The following is a 17624-nucleotide window of genomic DNA, read 5'->3' as shown; positions in this document are numbered from 1 at the left end:
TACATAGTAATCATGAAAAAGATACATCTATTATATGCCGTATTCGCCTTGTTGGCAACAGGATTTTCCTCTTGCGAGGATTTGCTAACGGAAGAACCTAACTCAAAATATGACCGGGACCGCTATTTCGATTCGGAAGATAAAGCGGAAATGGCAGTGATGGGAATATATAGTTCATTGTCGGACTTTAATCATTACGGTTGGTACGAAATGGCTTCTCCCGCATCGGACGATACCTATTATACGGCTCGTACGCAGTCTGACAATCAGGTTCACGATATTGCACATTATCAGCTAAACTCCACGAACACATGGATTGAAAGTATCTGGAAACTGAAATATGAGGGAATCGACCGGGCTAACCTCACCATTGACGGAATCTGTGGCATGACAGGATACGCAGAAAATACCCGTCTGAAAGCATTGGAAGCAGAAGCTCGCTTTCTGCGTGCTTTCCTCGCATTTGATTTGGTGAGATATTGGGGAGATGTGCCTTTCAAAACATCTTATTCTTCATCCTACGAATCTGCTTTTGGTGAACGTGTGGACAGGGAAGTGATTTATGACGAGATTATATCTGACCTTACTTTCGCTAAGAACAATCTGGATTGGGCAACTGCTTCTTCCAGTCCCGAACGAGTGACGCAAGGAGCTGCCCGTGCATTGCTGATGCGTGTCTATTTGCAGTGTGCAGGATATAGCCTTCAGTCGAATGGACAGTTGAAACGTCCGGAGGACAGTAAGCGAATGGAATATTTCGATGCAGTGATAGAAGAGTGGGAGGCTTTTGAAAAGAAAGGGTACCATGATTTTTATGACGGTGGTTATGAGGCACTCTTTAAAAGCTACTCGCAGGGGGTACTGAATAATAAGGAGAGTCTTTGGGAGATTGCTTTCTATCATTCACAAGGACGTCGTAATGGTGGAGCATGGGGGATTTATAACGGTCCGCAGGTGGCGGAACCTACCGGAGTTTCTGCATCTGAATCAAGTCAGTATATGGGACGTGCCAATGGTTTCTTTATAGTCGTTCCCGAATGGCGTAACTTCTTCGAAGCGAGCGATAAACGCCGTGATGTTGCTATTTGCACCTATCGTTATACCTGGAATGGTACTAAAAAAGAGCATGTAAAAGAAGAAAGAAGCGCAGGAAGCTGGTATGTGGGAAAATGGCGTCGGGAATGGATGCCGAAAGAATCGTGGAACAAGAATATCAATTATGCGGATGTGAACTATTGCCCTTTGCGTTATGCTGATGTGGTATTAATGGCTGCCGAAGCGTATAATGAAACGGGAACGGACAGACAGAAAGCATGGGATTTGCTGAATAGCGTACGTACACGTGCTGATGCAACTTCTATTACAGAAGCGAATTATGATGAAATGATGAGCGTACGGAAAAAGACACATAACCTGACTTTCATCGATGATTCTACACCGGAAGGAAAGTTTCGTACAGTTCTTTACTGGGAACGTGGCTTTGAACTGGCTTTTGAAGGACAACGCAAATATGATCTGATACGTTGGGGAGTACTAGGCAAGGCTCTGAAACTGTTTGGTGAGATCAGTTCCGTCAATCAGAAAGAGAACAAACCATATCCGGCTTACCAGAATTTTACGGAGGGTAAACATGAACTTTTCCCTATCCCTCTGAAAGAGATACAAAGTAATCCGAAACTCAATGGAATGAATAATAATGGGTATTAAGAAGACTCTCAATAGAATAGGCGACTGGAAAAATATACAAAAATAGTTTGCCAATTCAAAGAAAAGCCGTACTTTTGCAAGCCGATTATTATCACAAAATGATAAGAGATTAATTCATAGCAAGTTAGTATTCCTTTGTCCGGGGAAGACTAATGAGTGGTGAAGAAAATTTTTAGTAGTAACATTTAAAAAACAAAATTAGAGTGGATACTTTAAGTTACAAGACCATTTCTGCAAACAAAGCGACTGTAACCAAAGAATGGGTTATCGTTGACGCTACAGACCAGACTTTAGGTCGTCTGGGAGCAAAAGTTGCAAAATTGCTGAGAGGAAAGTACAAACCAAACTTTACTCCTCACGTAGACTGCGGTGATAACGTTATCATCATCAATGCAGACAAAGTAAAACTGACTGGTAACAAATGGAATGACAGAGTTTATTTGTCATATACTGGTTATCCTGGTGGTCAGAGAGAAATGACTCCTGCCCGTTTGATTACAAAACCGAACGGTGAAGAGAGATTACTGAAAAAAGTAGTGAAGGGCATGCTTCCTAAGAATATCCTGGGAGCTAAATTGCTGAATAACTTGTATGTTTACGCTGGTAGCGAACACAAACAGGCTGCTCAGAACCCGAAAATGATTGATATTAATTCATATAAATAAGATATAATGGAAGTAGTAAATGCATTAGGCAGACGTAAACGTGCTATTGCACGCATATTCGTAAGCGAAGGTACAGGAAAGATTACTATTAACAAGAGAGACCTTGCAGAGTACTTTCCATCAACTATTCTTCAGTATGTTGTAAAACAACCATTGAACAAGCTGGGTGCTGCTGAGAAGTATGACATCAAGGTGAACTTGTGTGGTGGTGGTTTCACTGGTCAGTCTCAGGCATTGCGTTTGGCAATCGCTCGTGCACTGGTTAAGATGAACGCTGAAGATAAAGCCGCTCTTCGTGCAGAAGGCTTCATGACTCGTGACCCTCGTTCTGTTGAACGTAAGAAACCGGGACAGCCGAAAGCTCGTAGAAGATTCCAGTTCAGCAAGCGTTAATGTGCTGCCTGATAGAGGAATATGTTTAGTATCTAAACTACTGGGACTCTGTTCATAGACTACCCAGCGGTTGGTTTAGAAAAAACAAAAAAGAAAGTAAACGATTTAAAGAAAAAACAAGATGTCAAGAACAAATTTTGATACATTATTGGAGGCTGGTTGCCACTTCGGACACCTTAAGAGAAAGTGGAACCCTGCAATGGCTCCTTATATTTTCATGGAACGCAATGGTATTCATATCATTGACCTCCACAAAACAGTTGCAAAAGTAGACGAAGCTGCTGAAGCTTTGAAACAGATTGCCAAATCTGGCAAGAAAGTTCTTTTTGTTGCTACTAAAAAACAAGCTAAACAAGTTGTAGCTGAGAAAGCTCAATCTGTTAATATGCCTTATGTAATCGAGCGTTGGCCGGGTGGTATGTTGACTAACTTCCCGACTATCCGTAAGGCTGTGAAGAAAATGGCTACTATCGATAAATTGACTAACGATGGTACATATTCTAACCTCTCTAAGAGAGAAGTTCTTCAGATTTCTCGTCAACGTGCAAAATTGGACAAGACTTTGGGATCTATCGCTGATCTGACTCGTCTGCCGTCTGCATTGTTCGTAATCGACGTAATGAAAGAAAATATCGCAGTTCGCGAAGCTAACCGTTTGGGTATCCCTGTATTTGGTATCGTTGATACTAACTCTGATCCTTCAAACGTGGATTTCGTAATTCCTGCTAATGATGACGCTACTAAATCAATAGAAGTTATCCTGGATGCTTGTTGCGCTGCAATGATCGAAGGTTTGGAAGAAAGAAAAGCTGAAAAGATCGACATGGAAGCAGCTGGTGAAGCTCCTGCTAACAAAGGCAAGAAGAAATCAGTAAAAGCTAGACTCGACAAGTCTGACGAAGAAGCTATCAACGCAGCTAAAGCTGCTGCTTTCATCAAGGAAGACGAAGAGGCTTAATATATAAAATGTGCCAATTTGCTAATGTGCAAGGGTATTGTTATACACTTGCATCTTGATTGGCAGATTGGCACATTTTTTGTTTCGAAAATTATTATTCATTTAAATAAAGGAAATTATTATGGCTGTAACTATGGCTGATATTACCAAGCTGCGCAAAATGACCGGAGCTGGTATGATGGATTGCAAGAATGCATTAACAGAGGCTGATGGCGATTACGACAAGGCAATGGAGATTATCCGTAAGAAAGGACAAGCTGTTGCTGCTAAGCGTTCTGAACGTGAGGCTTCTGAAGGTTGCGTTTTGGCTAAGACTACTGGTGACTATGCCGTCGTCATTGCTTTGAAGTGCGAAACTGACTTCGTAGCTCAGAATGCTGACTTTGTGAAACTGACTCAGGATATTCTTGATCTTGCTGTGGCTAACAAATGCAAGACATTGGACGAAGTAAAAGCATTGCCGATGGGTAACGGTACTGTACAGGATGCAGTGACTGACCGTAGCGGTATTACAGGTGAGAAAATGGAACTTGATGGTTACATGACTGTAGAAGGCGCAAGCACTGCTGTTTACAACCACATGAACAGAAATGGTCTTTGTACGATTGTTGCTTTTAACAAGAACGTTGACGAGCAGTTGGCTAAGCAAGTAGCTATGCAGATTGCTGCCATGAATCCGATCGCTATTGATGAGGATGGTGTTTCTGAAGAAGTGAAGCAAAAAGAAATCGAAGTAGCTATCGAAAAGACAAAGGCTGAACAGGTACAGAAGGCTGTAGAAGCTGCTCTGAAGAAGGCTAACATCAACCCGGCTCATGTAGACAGCGAAGATCACATGGAAAGCAATATGGCTAAAGGTTGGATTACAGCTGAAGATGTAGCGAAAGCAAAAGAAATCATTGCTACTGTTTCTGCTGAAAAGGCTGCACATTTGCCTGAACAAATGATTCAGAACATCGCTAAGGGTCGTCTGGCTAAGTTCTTGAAAGAAGTTTGCCTGCTGAACCAGGAAGATATCATGGATGCTAAGAAGACTGTAAGAGAAGTGTTGGCTGCTGCTGATCCTGAACTGAAGATTGTTGACTTCAAGCGTTTCACTTTGAAAGCTGAATAATCTGATTCAAATCTTGTTAAGTACTACTTACAAAGTCAGATTTATTATATATAAAATTTGGGAAAAGAGTTCGGTATTGCACCGGACTCTTTTTTCTTTAAGGCAGATAGGGACTACTTCAATGCTTTATCTATTTGCTTCATCAGCGTATCTATGGCTCCATCTTCATAGCCGGTAGTAGCTGATATTACTTTTCCTTCTTTGTCTATTAAATAACTTCTGGGAATCATTTTGGTGGCAAATTTGCCTGTAACTTCCCGTTTGGGATCCGGGTAGAGGGGAAATGTAAACCCTTTCCTTTTATTGTATTCCGCTAATTGGTCGTCTGTATGTTCGCGACCGATCACTAACATGCAGAAATCCTTGTTGTTTTTATATTTAGGCCAAAGTGTTTTCTGAACTTCAGCCAGTTCACTTTGGCAAGGGCCGCACCAGGTAGCGAAAATATTGATTAATACAACTTTCCCTTTTAGATCTGCAGAGTTTACGGTGCCGTTTGCTGTTGAATGAAGGGTGAAAGCAATATCCGCATCACTTTCTTGTGCGAATGACAACAGTGAGAATAGTGTTGCCGCACAGAATAATATTACTTTTCTCATTTCTTGTATTATTTAATTTAACCTCCTATACCTTTGGTTTTAGTATATCCTTCTTTGATGAGTAGATCTATGATCTTGGTCTTGAAATCTCCTTGTACCATTATCTCTCCGTCTTTAGCTGAACCGCCTACTCCACATTTGCTTTTCAGTAACTTGCCTAGCTCTTTCAAATCATTATCCGTACCCACAAATCCGGTAATTAATGTTACCACTTTACCACCCCGGTTCTTTTTGTCAATGGAAACTCGCAGGTTTTGCTTGTCTTTGTCGAGGGTAACCTGTTCTTCATCGTTATCCATTTCATAACCGAAGTCAGGATTCGTGGAGTACACAACGTTCAATCTATCTTTCCAATCATTATTTTTCATACTTGTCATTTTTAATCCTTTTCAAAAGTATTAAACTTATCGAAAAGAGCAAAATTTGAGTCTCTTTTCATCGTTTTGTTTAATCTCTATTAAGGTTTTCTGTTATAGGGTTGTCAGTCTCAAAAAATAATGTACTTTTGCAAAATACCAAATTTTGTAAGAAGTATGAGCACTTATATACGAAAAGAGGCGGATAAAGTGCCGGAGCCTACCTTGCGCAGACTTCCCTGGTATCTGTCCAATATAAAACTAATGAAAGAAAAAGGGGAGCAGTATGTCTCTTCTACACAAATCTCTAAGGAAATAAATATTGACGCTTCCCAAATCGCCAAGGATTTGTCATACGTCAATATCTCGGGGCGTACGAGAGTGGGATACAATATTGATGCGCTGATTGAGGTGTTAGAGAGTTTTCTTGGATTTACCAATATGCACAAAGCCTTCTTGTTTGGTGTAGGTAGCCTGGGGGCTGCTTTGCTTCGGGATTCTGGTTTGCATCATTTCGGACTGGAGATTGTGGCTGCTTTTGATGTGAATCCGGAACTGGTGGGAAAAGACCTGAATGGTATTCCTATTTTTCATTCCGATGACTTTGAAGCAAAGATGAAAGAATACGATGTAAATATCGGTGTATTGACCGTACCTATTAATATTGCTCAGGAAATTACAGATAAGATGGTAGACGGAGGCATAAAAGCCGTATGGAACTTTACTCCTTTCCGAATCCGTGTACCCGAGAATATAGTGGTGCAGAATACGTCTCTATATGCTCATTTGGCTGTTATGTTTAACCGATTGAATTTTAACGAGAAATAATGAAGATTATTGCAGTAGGAATGAACTACGCCCAGCATAACAAAGAACTGGGACATACACAAGTAAATACGGAGCCGGTGATTTTTATGAAGCCTGATTCTGCTATTCTGAAGGATGGCAAACCGTTTTTCATTCCCGACTTTTCTAAAGAGATACATTATGAAACGGAGCTGGTGGTTCGTATCAATCGATTGGGAAAAAATATAGCTCCCCGCTTTGCTAACCGTTATTATGATGCAGTGACTGTAGGGATCGACTTTACGGCTCGTGACCTTCAGCGAAAGTTCCGTGAGCAGGGTAATCCCTGGGAGCTTTGCAAAGGTTTTGATTCGTCGGCTGCTATTGGAACTTTTGTTCCGGTGGAGCACTATAAGGATATTCAGAATCTTGACTTTCATTTGTTGATCGACGGTAAGGAAGTGCAGCGCGGTTGTACGGCAGATATGCTTTTCAAGATAGATGATATAATCGCTTATGTAAGCCAGTTTGTAACTTTGAAAATTGGTGACTTGCTCTTTACTGGGACTCCTATGGGTGTAGGTCCTGTTAGTATCGGACAGCGTTTGCAAGGTTATCTGGAGGGAGAAAAACTGCTGGATTTCTATATTCGTTGATCTTTTTTTATTCATTAGTACTCATTTGTTATATAAAATATGAAGATAAGAGTAGGCTTTGGTTTCGACGTACATCAGTTGGTCGAAGGTCGTGAGTTATGGCTGGGTGGCATTCTTTTGGAACACACAAAAGGATTGCTGGGGCATTCGGATGCTGATGTATTATTGCATGCTGTTTGCGATGCTCTGTTGGGGGCGGCGAATATGCGTGATATTGGCTATCATTTCCCCGATACGGCAGGAGAATTTAAGAATATAGATAGCAAGATACTGCTGAAAAAAACAGTGGAGTTGATTGCTACCAAAGGATATAAAGTGGGCAATATCGATGCAACTATTTGTGCCGAACGCCCGAAGTTAAAAGCGCACATTCCTTTGATGCAGGAGACGATGGCAACTGTTATGGGGATTGATATGGATGATATTTCCATTAAGGCGACTACTACCGAGAAACTCGGTTTTACAGGTCGTGAAGAAGGTATATCGGCTTATGCTACTGTGCTGATAGAGAAGATTTCTTAACCCCCTAAAACAAATAATTATGATTCGTCTTTTTAAAATTTACTTAACACTTGCCTTCTTATTGGTAACGACTTTTTGTATGGCTCAGAAGAGTGAACTGAAATTTAGCAAAGATGGTAAATTCAAGATTGTGCAATTTACCGATGTGCATTTTAAATATGGAAATCGGGCTTCAGATATAGCTCTGGAACGTATTAATCAGGTGCTTGATGACGAACGTCCGGATTTGGTGATATTTACCGGTGATGTTGTTTATTCTGCTCCGGCGGATTCCGGAATGTTGCAGGTACTGGAACCGGTAGTTAAACGTAAACTACCTTTTGTGGTCACTTTTGGTAACCATGACAATGAACAGGGAATGACACGGGAACAGTTATATGATATCATCCGTCAAGTTCCCGGCAATTTATTGCCTGATCGCGGAACAGTTTTGTCGCCGGATTATGTGTTGACAGTGAAATCGTCTTCCAATCTAAAGAAGGATGCTGCTTTGCTATATTGCATGGATTCTCACTCTTATTCTCCTTTGAAAGATGTGAAGGGGTATGCATGGCTTACATTCGACCAGATAAATTGGTATCGTCAACAGAGTGCGGCTTATAAAGTGCAAAACGGCGGACAGCCTCTGCCGGCTCTTGCTTTTTTCCATATTCCTCTTCCTGAATACAATGAAGCTGCCCGTAGCGAAAATGCAATTCTTCGTGGAACTCGTATGGAGGAAGCTTGTGCGCCTAAATTGAATACAGGAATGTTTGCAGCGATGAAAGAAGCTGGTGATGTGATGGGTATGTTTGTAGGACACGACCACGATAATGACTATGCAGTGATGTGGAAAGATATACTTCTGGCTTATGGACGCTTTACCGGTGGAAATACGGAATATAACCATTTGCCGAATGGTGCGCGTATCATCGTATTGGATGAGGGTGCCCGTACATTCACATCCTGGATTCGTCAGAAAGACGGTGTGGTGGATAAAATCTCTTATCCGGCAAGTTTTGTCAAAGACGATTGGACTAAACGTTGAGACTTGCGAACTTCACATGGCTAAGGCGCGTGTATTTTGAACCATAGCTTTCGTATCGGCGCGATACTTTCGCCGATGCAACGTAGATAATATCTCCCAGTCGGTATTCATGTTCTATCCCGGATAGAGTGCATGAAACCGCACTGGGATTTTTTGATGGAATACTCATGGTGACTAAATTTCCACTGGCATCGGTCAAAGTCAGTACCTGCTTGACAAAAAACTGTGGGGTAGTGCCGTTCACTCTTGTTTTGTACGGATCGTCTTCCAATCTTACCCGGGTGACTTTTAATTTTAAGTCTGTCAGCTTTTCTCCTAATTCTCCCAGATAACGGCTGGATGAACGCTTCTCCCTCGATTTTCTTATCATTATATCCAGGTGTATGGAATGATAAGCTTGTGCTATTTTGACGAAACGTTCCTGTTTCGGTATTTTGGGAATGAATTTGTATGCTACCCAACTTAGGTAGGCGGGATCTATTTTGAGGATTTCATGTAGAAAATGTCCCCGGTATTTTCCGAAGAAGATAAGATCGTCACCGTTACTCTGCATTCTTTTCTCATTGTAATCTACCAGGATGATGCAACGCTTCGAATAATAAAACATCGTGCTGGCCATCCGCAGGGATTCGTTGATGTCTGGTGACAGGTCATGTATATAAAGAATGGATTGCTTTTCGAGCAGGGGAGAGTACAGCCAAAGGGAATAATTTGGTTTCCCCGGTCGGGGCAACACCACCAGGTAGACTCCTACCTCTTTAAAAGAGGCTCTGCCTCGGTTGTACTCATTCAATTTGGCATACAATAAGGCTTGCTCGTTTTCGGAAATGCCCGGTAATCTGGGGTTAGCCATAATTGTTCTCGCTTTTGGTATATTTCAAATATAAGGATTTTCTTTCAGAAAAGCAACTTTTCTCTTTGAAATCTCGTACATTTGTATCCATGTAAATTTTCAAAATTCGAATGGAAGAACGAAATAAGAGAGTATTGGTAGGTATGAGTGGTGGCATAGACAGCACCGCTACTTGCTTGATGCTGCAGGAACAAGGATACGAGATTGTAGGGGTTACCATGCGCGTGTGGGGAGATGAACCACAGGATGCCAGGGGGTTGGCTGAACGGATGGGGATCGAACATTATGTAGCAGATGAACGTATTCCTTTTAAAGAAACCATCGTAAAAAACTTCATAGACGAATATAAGCAGGGGCGTACACCGAATCCGTGCGTGATGTGTAATCCGTTGTTTAAGTTCCGTGTTTTGACGGAGTGGGCGGATAAGTTGAATTGTGCATGGGTGGCTACCGGACATTATTCACGATTGGAAGAGAAAAGCGGAAATATTTATATAGTAGCCGGAGACGATGATAAGAAAGACCAGTCGTATTTTCTCTGGAGATTGGGGCAGGATGTGCTGAAACGTTGTATTTTCCCGTTGGGAGATTATACGAAGGTGAAGGTTCGTGAGTATCTTGCAGAGAAAGGATATGAAGCAAAGTCGAAAGAAGGAGAAAGTATGGAAGTCTGCTTTATCAAGGGGGATTACCGTGATTTTCTTCGTGAGCAGTGCCCCGAACTGGATAGTGAAATTGGACCGGGATGGTTTGTCAACTCTGAAGGAGTGAAGCTTGGGAAGCATAAAGGAGCACCTTATTATACGATTGGCCAACGAAAAGGATTGGAGATCGCTTTAGGAAAGCCTGCCTATGTGTTGAAAATCAATCCGCAGAAAAATACGGTGATGCTTGGAAATGCCGACCAGCTGGAAACTGAATACATGTTGGCGGAGCAGGATAAAATGGTGGATGAACGGGAATTGTTCGGATGTGAGAATCTGACGGTACGGATTCGTTATCGCAGTCGTCCGATTCCTTGCCGGGTGAAAAGATTGGAAGACGGACGTTTGTTGATACGTTTCCTTGAAATAGCTTCGGCCATTGCTCCCGGACAATCAGCTGTGTTTTATGATGGAAAACGGGTGCTGGGAGGAGCTTTCATTGCTTCCCAAAGAGGAATCGGGCTGGTGATTATGGAAAATGAAGAATTATGATTGATTAAAATAGAAAGATAACTTATGAAGAAGTTTATAGTATTGATTCTCGCTTTAAATATGTATTTGGGTGTGTTTGCCCAGTTTACTCCGGGAGATACCTTAAAATACCGGATTAGTCTGAAAGACAAAGCGGCTACGGACTATTCTTTGCAGAAACCGGAAAAGTATTTGTCTAAGAAATCTATAGAACGGAGAAAGAAACAAGGATTACCCATTGATTCCACTGATTTGCCGGTCTGCAAGAAATATGTAGATGCTATACGGAAGACGGGGGTTCATGTACTTGTGACGGGGAAATGGGATAATTTTGTTACTGTTTCTTGTAATGATAGTACTCTGATTGACGAAATAGCAAAGTTACCTTTTGTACATTCCACGGAAAGAGTGTGGAAAGGTATCACACAAAGAGCCTTTCAAAGAGATTCGCTAATAAATAAACCGGTACGTACCGATAGCCTTTACGGTCCTGCAATAACACAGGCGGCAATGAGTCGTGTTGATCTTCTGCATGATGCGGGCTTTAAGGGACAGGGAATGACCATTGCCGTGATTGATGCCGGATTCCATAATGTAGATAAGATTGACGCCATGAAAAATATTCATATTCTCGGGGTGCGTGACTTTGTGAATCCGGAGGCAGATATTTATGCGGAAAGCAGTCATGGAATGTCTGTATTGTCCTGTATGGCCATGAATCAGCCGCATGTGATGATTGGCACAGCTCCTGAAGCTTCTTATTGGTTGTTGCGTAGCGAGGACGAATATTCGGAGAATCTGGTAGAACAGGATTACTGGGCGGCAGCCATTGAGTTTGCCGATAGTGTAGGAGTGGATTTGGTGAATACATCGCTTGGATATTACTCATTTGATGATCCTGCGAAGAATTATAGATATCGTGACTTGAATGGTCATTATGCGTTGATGTCTCGTGAAGCTGCGAAGGCAGCCGATAAAGGAATGGTCGTTGTTTGTAGCGCTGGAAATTCGGGTGCAGGTTCGTGGAAGAAGATTACTCCTCCGGGAGACGCAGAGAATATAATAACGGTAGGAGCTGTAAATAAAAGGGGAGAACTGGCGCCGTTTTCTTCTGTTGGAAATACGGCTGACGGACGTGTGAAACCGGATGTAGTGGCTGTCGGTCTGAATTCGGATGTGATGGGAACGGATGGTAATCTTCGCCGTGCCAACGGAACTTCTTTCTCTTCTCCGATTATGTGCGGTATGATAGCTTGTCTGTGGCAGGCTTGTCCGAAGCTGACAGCGAAGCAGATTATTGATTTGGTACGTCAATCGGGGGATAGAGCCGATTTCCCGGATAACATATATGGATATGGTATTCCCGATTTGTGGAAGGCTTATCTAAACTTTTCTTCCAAGGAAAAGAAATAAGGTGACTGTTGTATGATAAACGTTATAAACAAGTTGAAGCAATCTGACTTACCCTCTTTGGAAGAGGGTAGGGAGAGGCTTTCTCTTTTAGAACTGAATGCACTCGTGCGCCGTAGTCTGGAGCAATGCCTGCCCGATGAATATTGGATACAGGCAGAGTTGAGCGATGTCCGTTCCAATACGACAGGGCATTGTTATCTGGAATTCGTGCAGAAAGATCCTCGCAGCAACAATCTCGTAGCCAAGGCACGCGGTATGATTTGGAATAATATCTACCGCTTGTTGAAACCTTATTTTGAGGAAACCACAGGGCAACTATTTACTTCCGGCATTAAGGTGTTGGTGAAAGTAACAGTTCAGTTTCATGAGCTATACGGTTATAGTCTGACGGTACTTGATATTGATCCTGCTTATACGTTGGGAGATATGGCTCGTCGCCGTCGGGAAATATTATTGCAGTTGGAAGAGGAGGGAGTGTTGACGCTGAATAAAGAGCTTGAAATACCGGTTCTTCCCCAGCGTATTGCTGTCGTTTCTTCGGCTACTGCGGCCGGATATGGGGATTTCTGTCATCAGTTGCAGCACAATTCGGGCGGGTTCTTTTTTTATACGGAGCTTTTTCCGGCTTTAATGCAGGGAAATCAGGTGGAGGAATCTGTGTTGGCAGCTTTGGATCGTATTAATGCCCGCATCAATGAATTTGACGTAGTAGTCATCATTCGTGGCGGTGGAGCTACTTCCGATTTGTCCGGCTTTGATACTTATCTATTGGCAGCTGCATGTGCGCAATTTCCATTACCTATTATTACCGGTATTGGGCATGAACGCGATGATACAGTGCTTGATTCCGTGGCTCATACCCGGGTGAAAACTCCTACGGCTGCTGCCGAACTCCTGATTCATCAGGTGGCGGAAGTCGCGGAGCATCTGGAAGAATTATCTATGCGGATTCAACAGGGAGCTTATATGCTTCTTGATCTGGAACGACGGAGGTTGGAAACCCTTCAAACCCGTATTCCCAATCTTGTTCATCGCAAACTTGCGGACGCCCGTTTTTCTTTGCTGGCAGCAAAGAAAGATTTGTCACAGGTGACGAAAGCATTGGTGGCCCGTCAATCTCACCGGTTGGAACTTTTGCAACAACGAATAGCGGACGCTTCTCCGGATAAACTTTTGAGTCGGGGATATAGTATTACAATAAAGGATGGGAAAGCGGTGACGGATGCTTCTTTACTGAAACCGGGAGAGCATTTGATAACCCGGCTATCGAAAGGAGAAGTTCGATCGGTAGTAGAAAAGTAGCTATCCGTCAAACGTGTATTTGTAAAAACATTCATTATTAACCATTAAATATCAATCATCGTGGCAGCAAAAAAAGAAACATATTCCCAAGCAATGGAACGTCTTGAAAAGATCGTTCGCCAGATAGATAATAACGAACTGGATATCGACATTTTGAGTGAGAAAATAAAAGAAGCCAATGAAATTATAGCCTTTTGCAAGGATAAACTAACAAAAGCCGACCGGGAAGTCGAAAAATTATTGCAAGAAAAGAGGCAATCTGAAGAATAAAAGTTATTTTTGCGTTTCAATGCAATGGAAAATAAACTAATACATAACAATATGAAAGAAATAGACTGGGCGAATCTGTCGTTCGGATACATGAAGACAGATTACAATGTGAGAATCAACTTCCGTAATGGTGCATGGGGAGAATTAGAGGTCAGTAGTGATGAACACCTCAATTTGCACATGGCGGCAACCTGTTTACACTATGGTCAGGAAGCCTTTGAAGGACTGAAAGCATTCCGTGGAAAAGATGGTAAAGTACGTATTTTCCGTTTGGAAGAAAACGCTGCCCGTCTGCAATCTACTTGCCAGGGAATCCTGATGGCAGAACTTCCGACAGAACGGTTTAAAGAAGCAATCTTGAAAGTCGTAAAACTGAATGAACGTTTTATCCCTCCTTATGAAACAGGTGCTTCTCTTTACATCCGTCCGCTGTTGATCGGAACAAGTGCCCAGGTAGGTGTACATCCTGCTGAAGAGTATATGTTTGTAGTGTTCGTAACTCCGGTAGGTCCGTATTTCAAAGGTGGTTTCTCTACCAATCCGTACGTTATCATTCGTGAGTTTGATCGTGCCGCTCCTCATGGAACAGGTATTTATAAAGTGGGTGGTAACTATGCAGCCAGTCTTCGTGCTAACAAGAAGGCACATGATCTGGGCTATTCCTGCGAGTTCTACCTTGATGCAAAAGAAAAAAAATATATTGATGAATGTGGTGCTGCCAACTTCTTCGGTATTAAGGATAATACTTATATCACTCCGAAATCATCTTCTATCTTACCTTCTATTACCAATAAGAGCTTGATGCAGTTGGCAGAAGACATGGGTATCAAAGTGGAACGCCGTCCGATACCGGAAGAAGAACTGGAAACATTTGAAGAAGCTGGTGCTTGTGGTACTGCCGCAGTAATCAGCCCGATTCAGCGTATCGATGATTTGGAAAATGGAAAATCTTATGTGATTTCTAAAGACGGCAAGCCGGGACCTATCTGTACGAAATTGTACAATAAGTTGCGTGGAATCCAGTATGGCGACGAACCGGATACACATGGCTGGGTGACGATTGTAGAGTAATTGTATATTATGAAATAACACATTTATCAATTAATATTATTCACTATGTTAAAACTAAACTCAGAACTACGTGCGCAGGCGCGTGAGGCACTTCGAGGAAAGTGGCCTATGGCAGCCGTTGCTGCACTTATTTATTCAGCAATTGCCGGTGGATTATCTGCTATTCCTGTGATTGGCGGATTATGTTCATTATTTGTTGGACTTCCGGTTGCATACGGCTTTACTATTGTAATGCTTGGCGTATGTAGAGGCAAAGACATTGATTTTGGTGTTTTGTTCGAAGGCTTCCAGGATTATGGACGTATTTTTGTAACTATGTTGCTTCAGGCTGTCTATACAATTTTGTGGTCACTGTTGCTGGTTATACCGGGTATCATTAAGTCTTATTCTTATGCAATGACATCTTTTATCTTGAAAGATGAACCGGAAATGAAAAACAATGCAGCTATTGAGAAAAGTATGGCTATGATGGAAGGGAACAAGATGAAGCTGTTCATGCTTGATTTAAGTTTCATTGGCTGGGCTATCCTTTGTATTTTCACTTTGGGTATTGGACTTCTTTTCCTGCAACCGTATGTTGCTATTTCGCGTGCAGCTTTCTATGAAGATTTGAAAGCCCAACAAGGTGGAAGTGTAGAGGTAAACGTTGAAGTGAATGTTGAGATTTGATAAGACGAATCATTCAGTACTATAGAAGAATGGAGCATAGAGAAATCTGTGCTCCATTTCTTTTTGTCGGTTGCTTCAAAATCAGTACCTTTGCGACCTAATCAGGATTGATATGGGAAAGAATAAATTAGAAAAGTTTGCCGATATGGCGAGTTATCCGCACGTGTTCGAATATCCTTATTCGGCGGTAGATAACGTGCCTTTTGACATGAAAGGGAAATGGCACAAGGAGTTTTTTAAAAACGATCATCCGATTGTGCTCGAGTTGGGTTGCGGACGTGGTGAGTATACTGTTGGCCTGGGTAAGATGTTTCCCGAAAAGAACTTTATAGCAGTGGATATAAAAGGCGCCCGTATGTGGACGGGAGCAACGGAGTCATTACAGGCCGGAATGAAGAATGTCGCTTTCCTGCGTACCAATATTGAAATCATCGAGCGTTTTTTTGCTGAAGGCGAAGTGAGTGAAATATGGCTTACCTTCTCTGACCCGCAAATGAAGAAAGCAACCAAGCGACTGACTTCTACCTATTTTATGGAAAGGTATCGCAAATTCTTGCAACCGAATGGTATTATCCACCTGAAAACGGACAGCAACTTTATGTTTACCTATACAAAATACATGATTGAGGCGAACAAACTTCCGGTTGAGTTTATGACTGAAGATTTATATCATTCTGATCTGGTAGATAATATTCTCGGTATTAAAACCTATTATGAACAACAATGGCTGGATCGTGGTTTAGATATAAAGTATATCAAATTCCGGCTTCCGCAGGAAGGTAAACTGCAAGAGCCGGATGTAGAAATAGAGCTTGATCCCTATCGTAGCTACAACCGCAGCAAGCGTAGCGGTCTAAGCACAAGCAAATAGCTTGCCGGGACAATCACCCTAAAGTGAACCGGCAGCCATCTGAATAGTGACTTTAAATAGTAATTTGTAAATCGTCAAATAGTAAATAAAATGACTCTCTATCCTAAATTGATATTGGATGCATTGGCAACGGTGCGTTATCCCGGTACGGGAAAGAATTTGGTGGAAGCGGAGATGGTTGCCGATAATCTCCGTATTGATGGTATGACTGTCAGCTTTTCATTGATCTTTGAGAAACCGACTGATCCGTTTATGAAATCAATGTTGAAAGCTGCGGAAACAGCTATTCATACGTATGTCTCTCCTGATGTGCAGGTAACAATCACAGCAGAGAGTAAGCAAGCCGCTCGTCCGGAAGTTGGCAAGCTCCTTCCACAAGTGAAGAATATAGTCGGTATATCTTCCGGTAAAGGTGGAGTAGGTAAGTCTACGGTGTCTGCGAACCTGGCAGTTGCTTTGGCTAAATTAGGCTATAAGGTTGGGTTACTCGATGCTGATATTTTCGGTCCTTCCATGCCTAAGATGTTTCAGGTGGAGGATGCACGCCCCTATGCTGAACGTATAGATGGTCGTGACATGATTATTCCGGTAGAGAAGTATGGCGTGAAATTATTGTCTATCGGTTTCTTTGTCGATCCGGATCAGGCAACTTTGTGGCGTGGCGGAATGGCAAGTAATGCGTTGAAACAGTTGATAGCTGATGCAGCCTGGGGAGATTTGGATTATTTCCTGATAGACCTTCCTCCCGGAACCAGTGACATTCATTTGACGGTTGTTCAAACATTAGCCATGACAGGAGCGATTGTTGTCAGCACTCCGCAAGCGGTTGCTTTGGCAGATGCCCGTAAGGGAATCAATATGTTCACCAACGATAAGGTAAATGTACCTATTCTCGGTTTGGTTGAGAATATGGCTTGGTTTACTCCCGCTGAACTACCCGAGAATAAATACTATATCTTTGGTAAAGAAGGTGCCAAGAAACTGGCTGAAGAAATGAATGTTCCTTTGTTGGGGCAGATTCCTATCGTGCAAAGCATCTGTGAAGGAGGAGATAATGGTACTCCCGTTGCGTTGGATGAAGACTCCGTGACCGGACGCGCTTTCTTATCCCTGGCTGCCAGTGTTGTTCGTCAGGTAGATCGCCGGAATGTAGAGATGGCTCCGACTCAAATCGTGGAAATGCATAAATAAATGGAATCTGGAGTTGGATAGCTTTG

The 17624-nt window shown here is 42.3% G+C and carries 20 protein-coding genes; 17 read left to right on the top strand and 3 right to left on the bottom strand.

All coding sequences use genetic code 11. The features are described 5' to 3' along the window. The first annotated feature begins 12 nt into the window (after nucleotides 1-12). The 5 genes from DXA54_RS13155 (at nucleotide 13) to tsf (ending at nucleotide 4837) form a co-directional block, all read left to right on the top strand. The gene (locus tag DXA54_RS13155; RefSeq protein ID WP_120079674.1) at nucleotides 13-1707 is read left to right on the top strand and encodes a RagB/SusD family nutrient uptake outer membrane protein; all 1695 of its coding nucleotides are present in this window, start codon (nucleotides 13-15) and stop codon (nucleotides 1705-1707) included. A 203-nt stretch (nucleotides 1708-1910) separates the two neighbouring features. Continuing rightward, nucleotides 1911-2372, top strand: a complete 462-nt coding sequence (gene rplM, locus DXA54_RS13150) for a 50S ribosomal protein L13 (RefSeq protein WP_004297202.1) — start codon at nucleotides 1911-1913, stop codon at nucleotides 2370-2372. Nucleotides 2373-2378: 6 nt separating this feature from the next. Further along, a complete protein-coding gene (gene rpsI, locus DXA54_RS13145) occupies nucleotides 2379-2765 on the top strand; it encodes a 30S ribosomal protein S9 (protein ID WP_004297203.1) in 387 nt (128 codons plus the stop codon). Nucleotides 2766-2886: 121 nt separating this feature from the next. Next, nucleotides 2887-3723 carry a 30S ribosomal protein S2 gene (gene rpsB, locus DXA54_RS13140; protein ID WP_004305566.1) on the top strand — a complete coding sequence of 279 codons (837 nt, stop codon included), beginning with the start codon at nucleotides 2887-2889 and terminating at the stop codon, nucleotides 3721-3723. A 121-nt stretch (nucleotides 3724-3844) separates the two neighbouring features. Then, entirely contained in the window at nucleotides 3845-4837 is a 993-nt protein-coding gene (gene tsf, locus DXA54_RS13135; protein WP_004305564.1) for a translation elongation factor Ts, read from the top strand. 113 nt (nucleotides 4838-4950) lie between these two features. Here the strand turns inward: tsf and DXA54_RS13130 are convergent, their stop codons facing one another. Beyond that, nucleotides 4951-5436, bottom strand: a complete 486-nt coding sequence (locus DXA54_RS13130) for a TlpA family protein disulfide reductase (protein WP_120079673.1) — start codon at nucleotides 5434-5436, stop codon at nucleotides 4951-4953. A gap of 17 nt (nucleotides 5437-5453) precedes the next feature. Continuing rightward, the gene (locus tag DXA54_RS13125; RefSeq protein ID WP_004305562.1) at nucleotides 5454-5804 is read right to left on the bottom strand and encodes a translation initiation factor; all 351 of its coding nucleotides are present in this window, start codon (nucleotides 5802-5804) and stop codon (nucleotides 5454-5456) included. A 165-nt stretch (nucleotides 5805-5969) separates the two neighbouring features. Between DXA54_RS13125 and DXA54_RS13120 the strand changes: the two genes are divergently transcribed. From DXA54_RS13120 to DXA54_RS13105, 4 genes are read left to right on the top strand one after another with little or no spacing between them, the layout of a single operon-like run. Then, nucleotides 5970-6620, top strand: coding sequence for a redox-sensing transcriptional repressor Rex (locus tag DXA54_RS13120; protein ID WP_008650453.1), 651 nt, complete (start codon nucleotides 5970-5972; stop codon nucleotides 6618-6620). Next, entirely contained in the window at nucleotides 6620-7234 is a 615-nt protein-coding gene (locus tag DXA54_RS13115) for a fumarylacetoacetate hydrolase family protein (protein WP_120079671.1), read from the top strand. Before DXA54_RS13120 ends, DXA54_RS13115 begins: the two co-directional genes overlap by 1 nt. A 39-nt stretch (nucleotides 7235-7273) precedes the next feature. Then, a complete protein-coding gene (ispF, locus tag DXA54_RS13110; RefSeq protein WP_004297210.1) occupies nucleotides 7274-7756 on the top strand; it encodes a 2-C-methyl-D-erythritol 2,4-cyclodiphosphate synthase in 483 nt (160 codons plus the stop codon). Between the two features lie 19 nt (nucleotides 7757-7775). Continuing rightward, nucleotides 7776-8783, top strand: a complete 1008-nt coding sequence (locus tag DXA54_RS13105; protein ID WP_004297211.1) for a metallophosphoesterase family protein — start codon at nucleotides 7776-7778, stop codon at nucleotides 8781-8783. Here the strand turns inward: DXA54_RS13105 and DXA54_RS13100 are convergent. After that, complete coding sequence (locus DXA54_RS13100; protein WP_008776696.1) at nucleotides 8773-9636, bottom strand: hypothetical protein; 864 nt, start codon at nucleotides 9634-9636, stop codon at nucleotides 8773-8775. The genes DXA54_RS13105 and DXA54_RS13100 overlap by 11 nt on opposite strands. Nucleotides 9637-9746: 110 nt before the next feature. Between DXA54_RS13100 and mnmA the strand changes: the two genes are divergently transcribed. From mnmA to DXA54_RS13060, 8 genes are all read left to right on the top strand, one after another. Then, complete coding sequence (gene mnmA / locus DXA54_RS13095) at nucleotides 9747-10832, top strand: tRNA 2-thiouridine(34) synthase MnmA (RefSeq protein WP_120079669.1); 1086 nt, start codon at nucleotides 9747-9749, stop codon at nucleotides 10830-10832. A gap of 24 nt (nucleotides 10833-10856) precedes the next feature. Next, nucleotides 10857-12224, top strand: a complete 1368-nt coding sequence (locus DXA54_RS13090; RefSeq protein WP_120079667.1) for a S8 family peptidase — start codon at nucleotides 10857-10859, stop codon at nucleotides 12222-12224. A 12-nt stretch (nucleotides 12225-12236) separates the two neighbouring features. Then, nucleotides 12237-13526, top strand: coding sequence for an exodeoxyribonuclease VII large subunit (gene xseA / locus DXA54_RS13085; protein ID WP_165863243.1), 1290 nt, complete (start codon nucleotides 12237-12239; stop codon nucleotides 13524-13526). A gap of 60 nt (nucleotides 13527-13586) precedes the next feature. Next, nucleotides 13587-13796 carry an exodeoxyribonuclease VII small subunit gene (gene xseB, locus DXA54_RS13080; RefSeq protein ID WP_004297216.1) on the top strand — a complete coding sequence of 70 codons (210 nt, stop codon included), beginning with the start codon at nucleotides 13587-13589 and terminating at the stop codon, nucleotides 13794-13796. Nucleotides 13797-13820: 24 nt separating this feature from the next. Next, a complete protein-coding gene (locus DXA54_RS13075) occupies nucleotides 13821-14867 on the top strand; it encodes a branched-chain amino acid aminotransferase (RefSeq protein ID WP_080564509.1) in 1047 nt (348 codons plus the stop codon). Between the two features lie 45 nt (nucleotides 14868-14912). Beyond that, the gene (locus tag DXA54_RS13070) at nucleotides 14913-15536 is read left to right on the top strand and encodes a DUF975 family protein (RefSeq protein ID WP_004297218.1); all 624 of its coding nucleotides are present in this window, start codon (nucleotides 14913-14915) and stop codon (nucleotides 15534-15536) included. 112 nt (nucleotides 15537-15648) lie between these two features. After that, on the top strand, nucleotides 15649-16407 hold the full coding sequence (trmB, locus tag DXA54_RS13065) for a tRNA (guanosine(46)-N7)-methyltransferase TrmB (RefSeq protein ID WP_008650470.1): 759 nt from the start codon (nucleotides 15649-15651) through the stop codon (nucleotides 16405-16407). A gap of 90 nt (nucleotides 16408-16497) precedes the next feature. Beyond that, complete coding sequence (locus DXA54_RS13060; RefSeq protein ID WP_004297220.1) at nucleotides 16498-17598, top strand: Mrp/NBP35 family ATP-binding protein; 1101 nt, start codon at nucleotides 16498-16500, stop codon at nucleotides 17596-17598. Nucleotides 17599-17624 lie beyond the last annotated feature (26 nt).

This window comes from Bacteroides sp. OF03-11BH, from assembly GCF_003604005.1.
GTDB lineage: Bacteria > Bacteroidota > Bacteroidia > Bacteroidales > Bacteroidaceae > Bacteroides > Bacteroides ovatus.
Note: the sequence above shows the minus strand (reverse complement) of the source record. Positions and strands in the feature narration are given on the sequence as shown.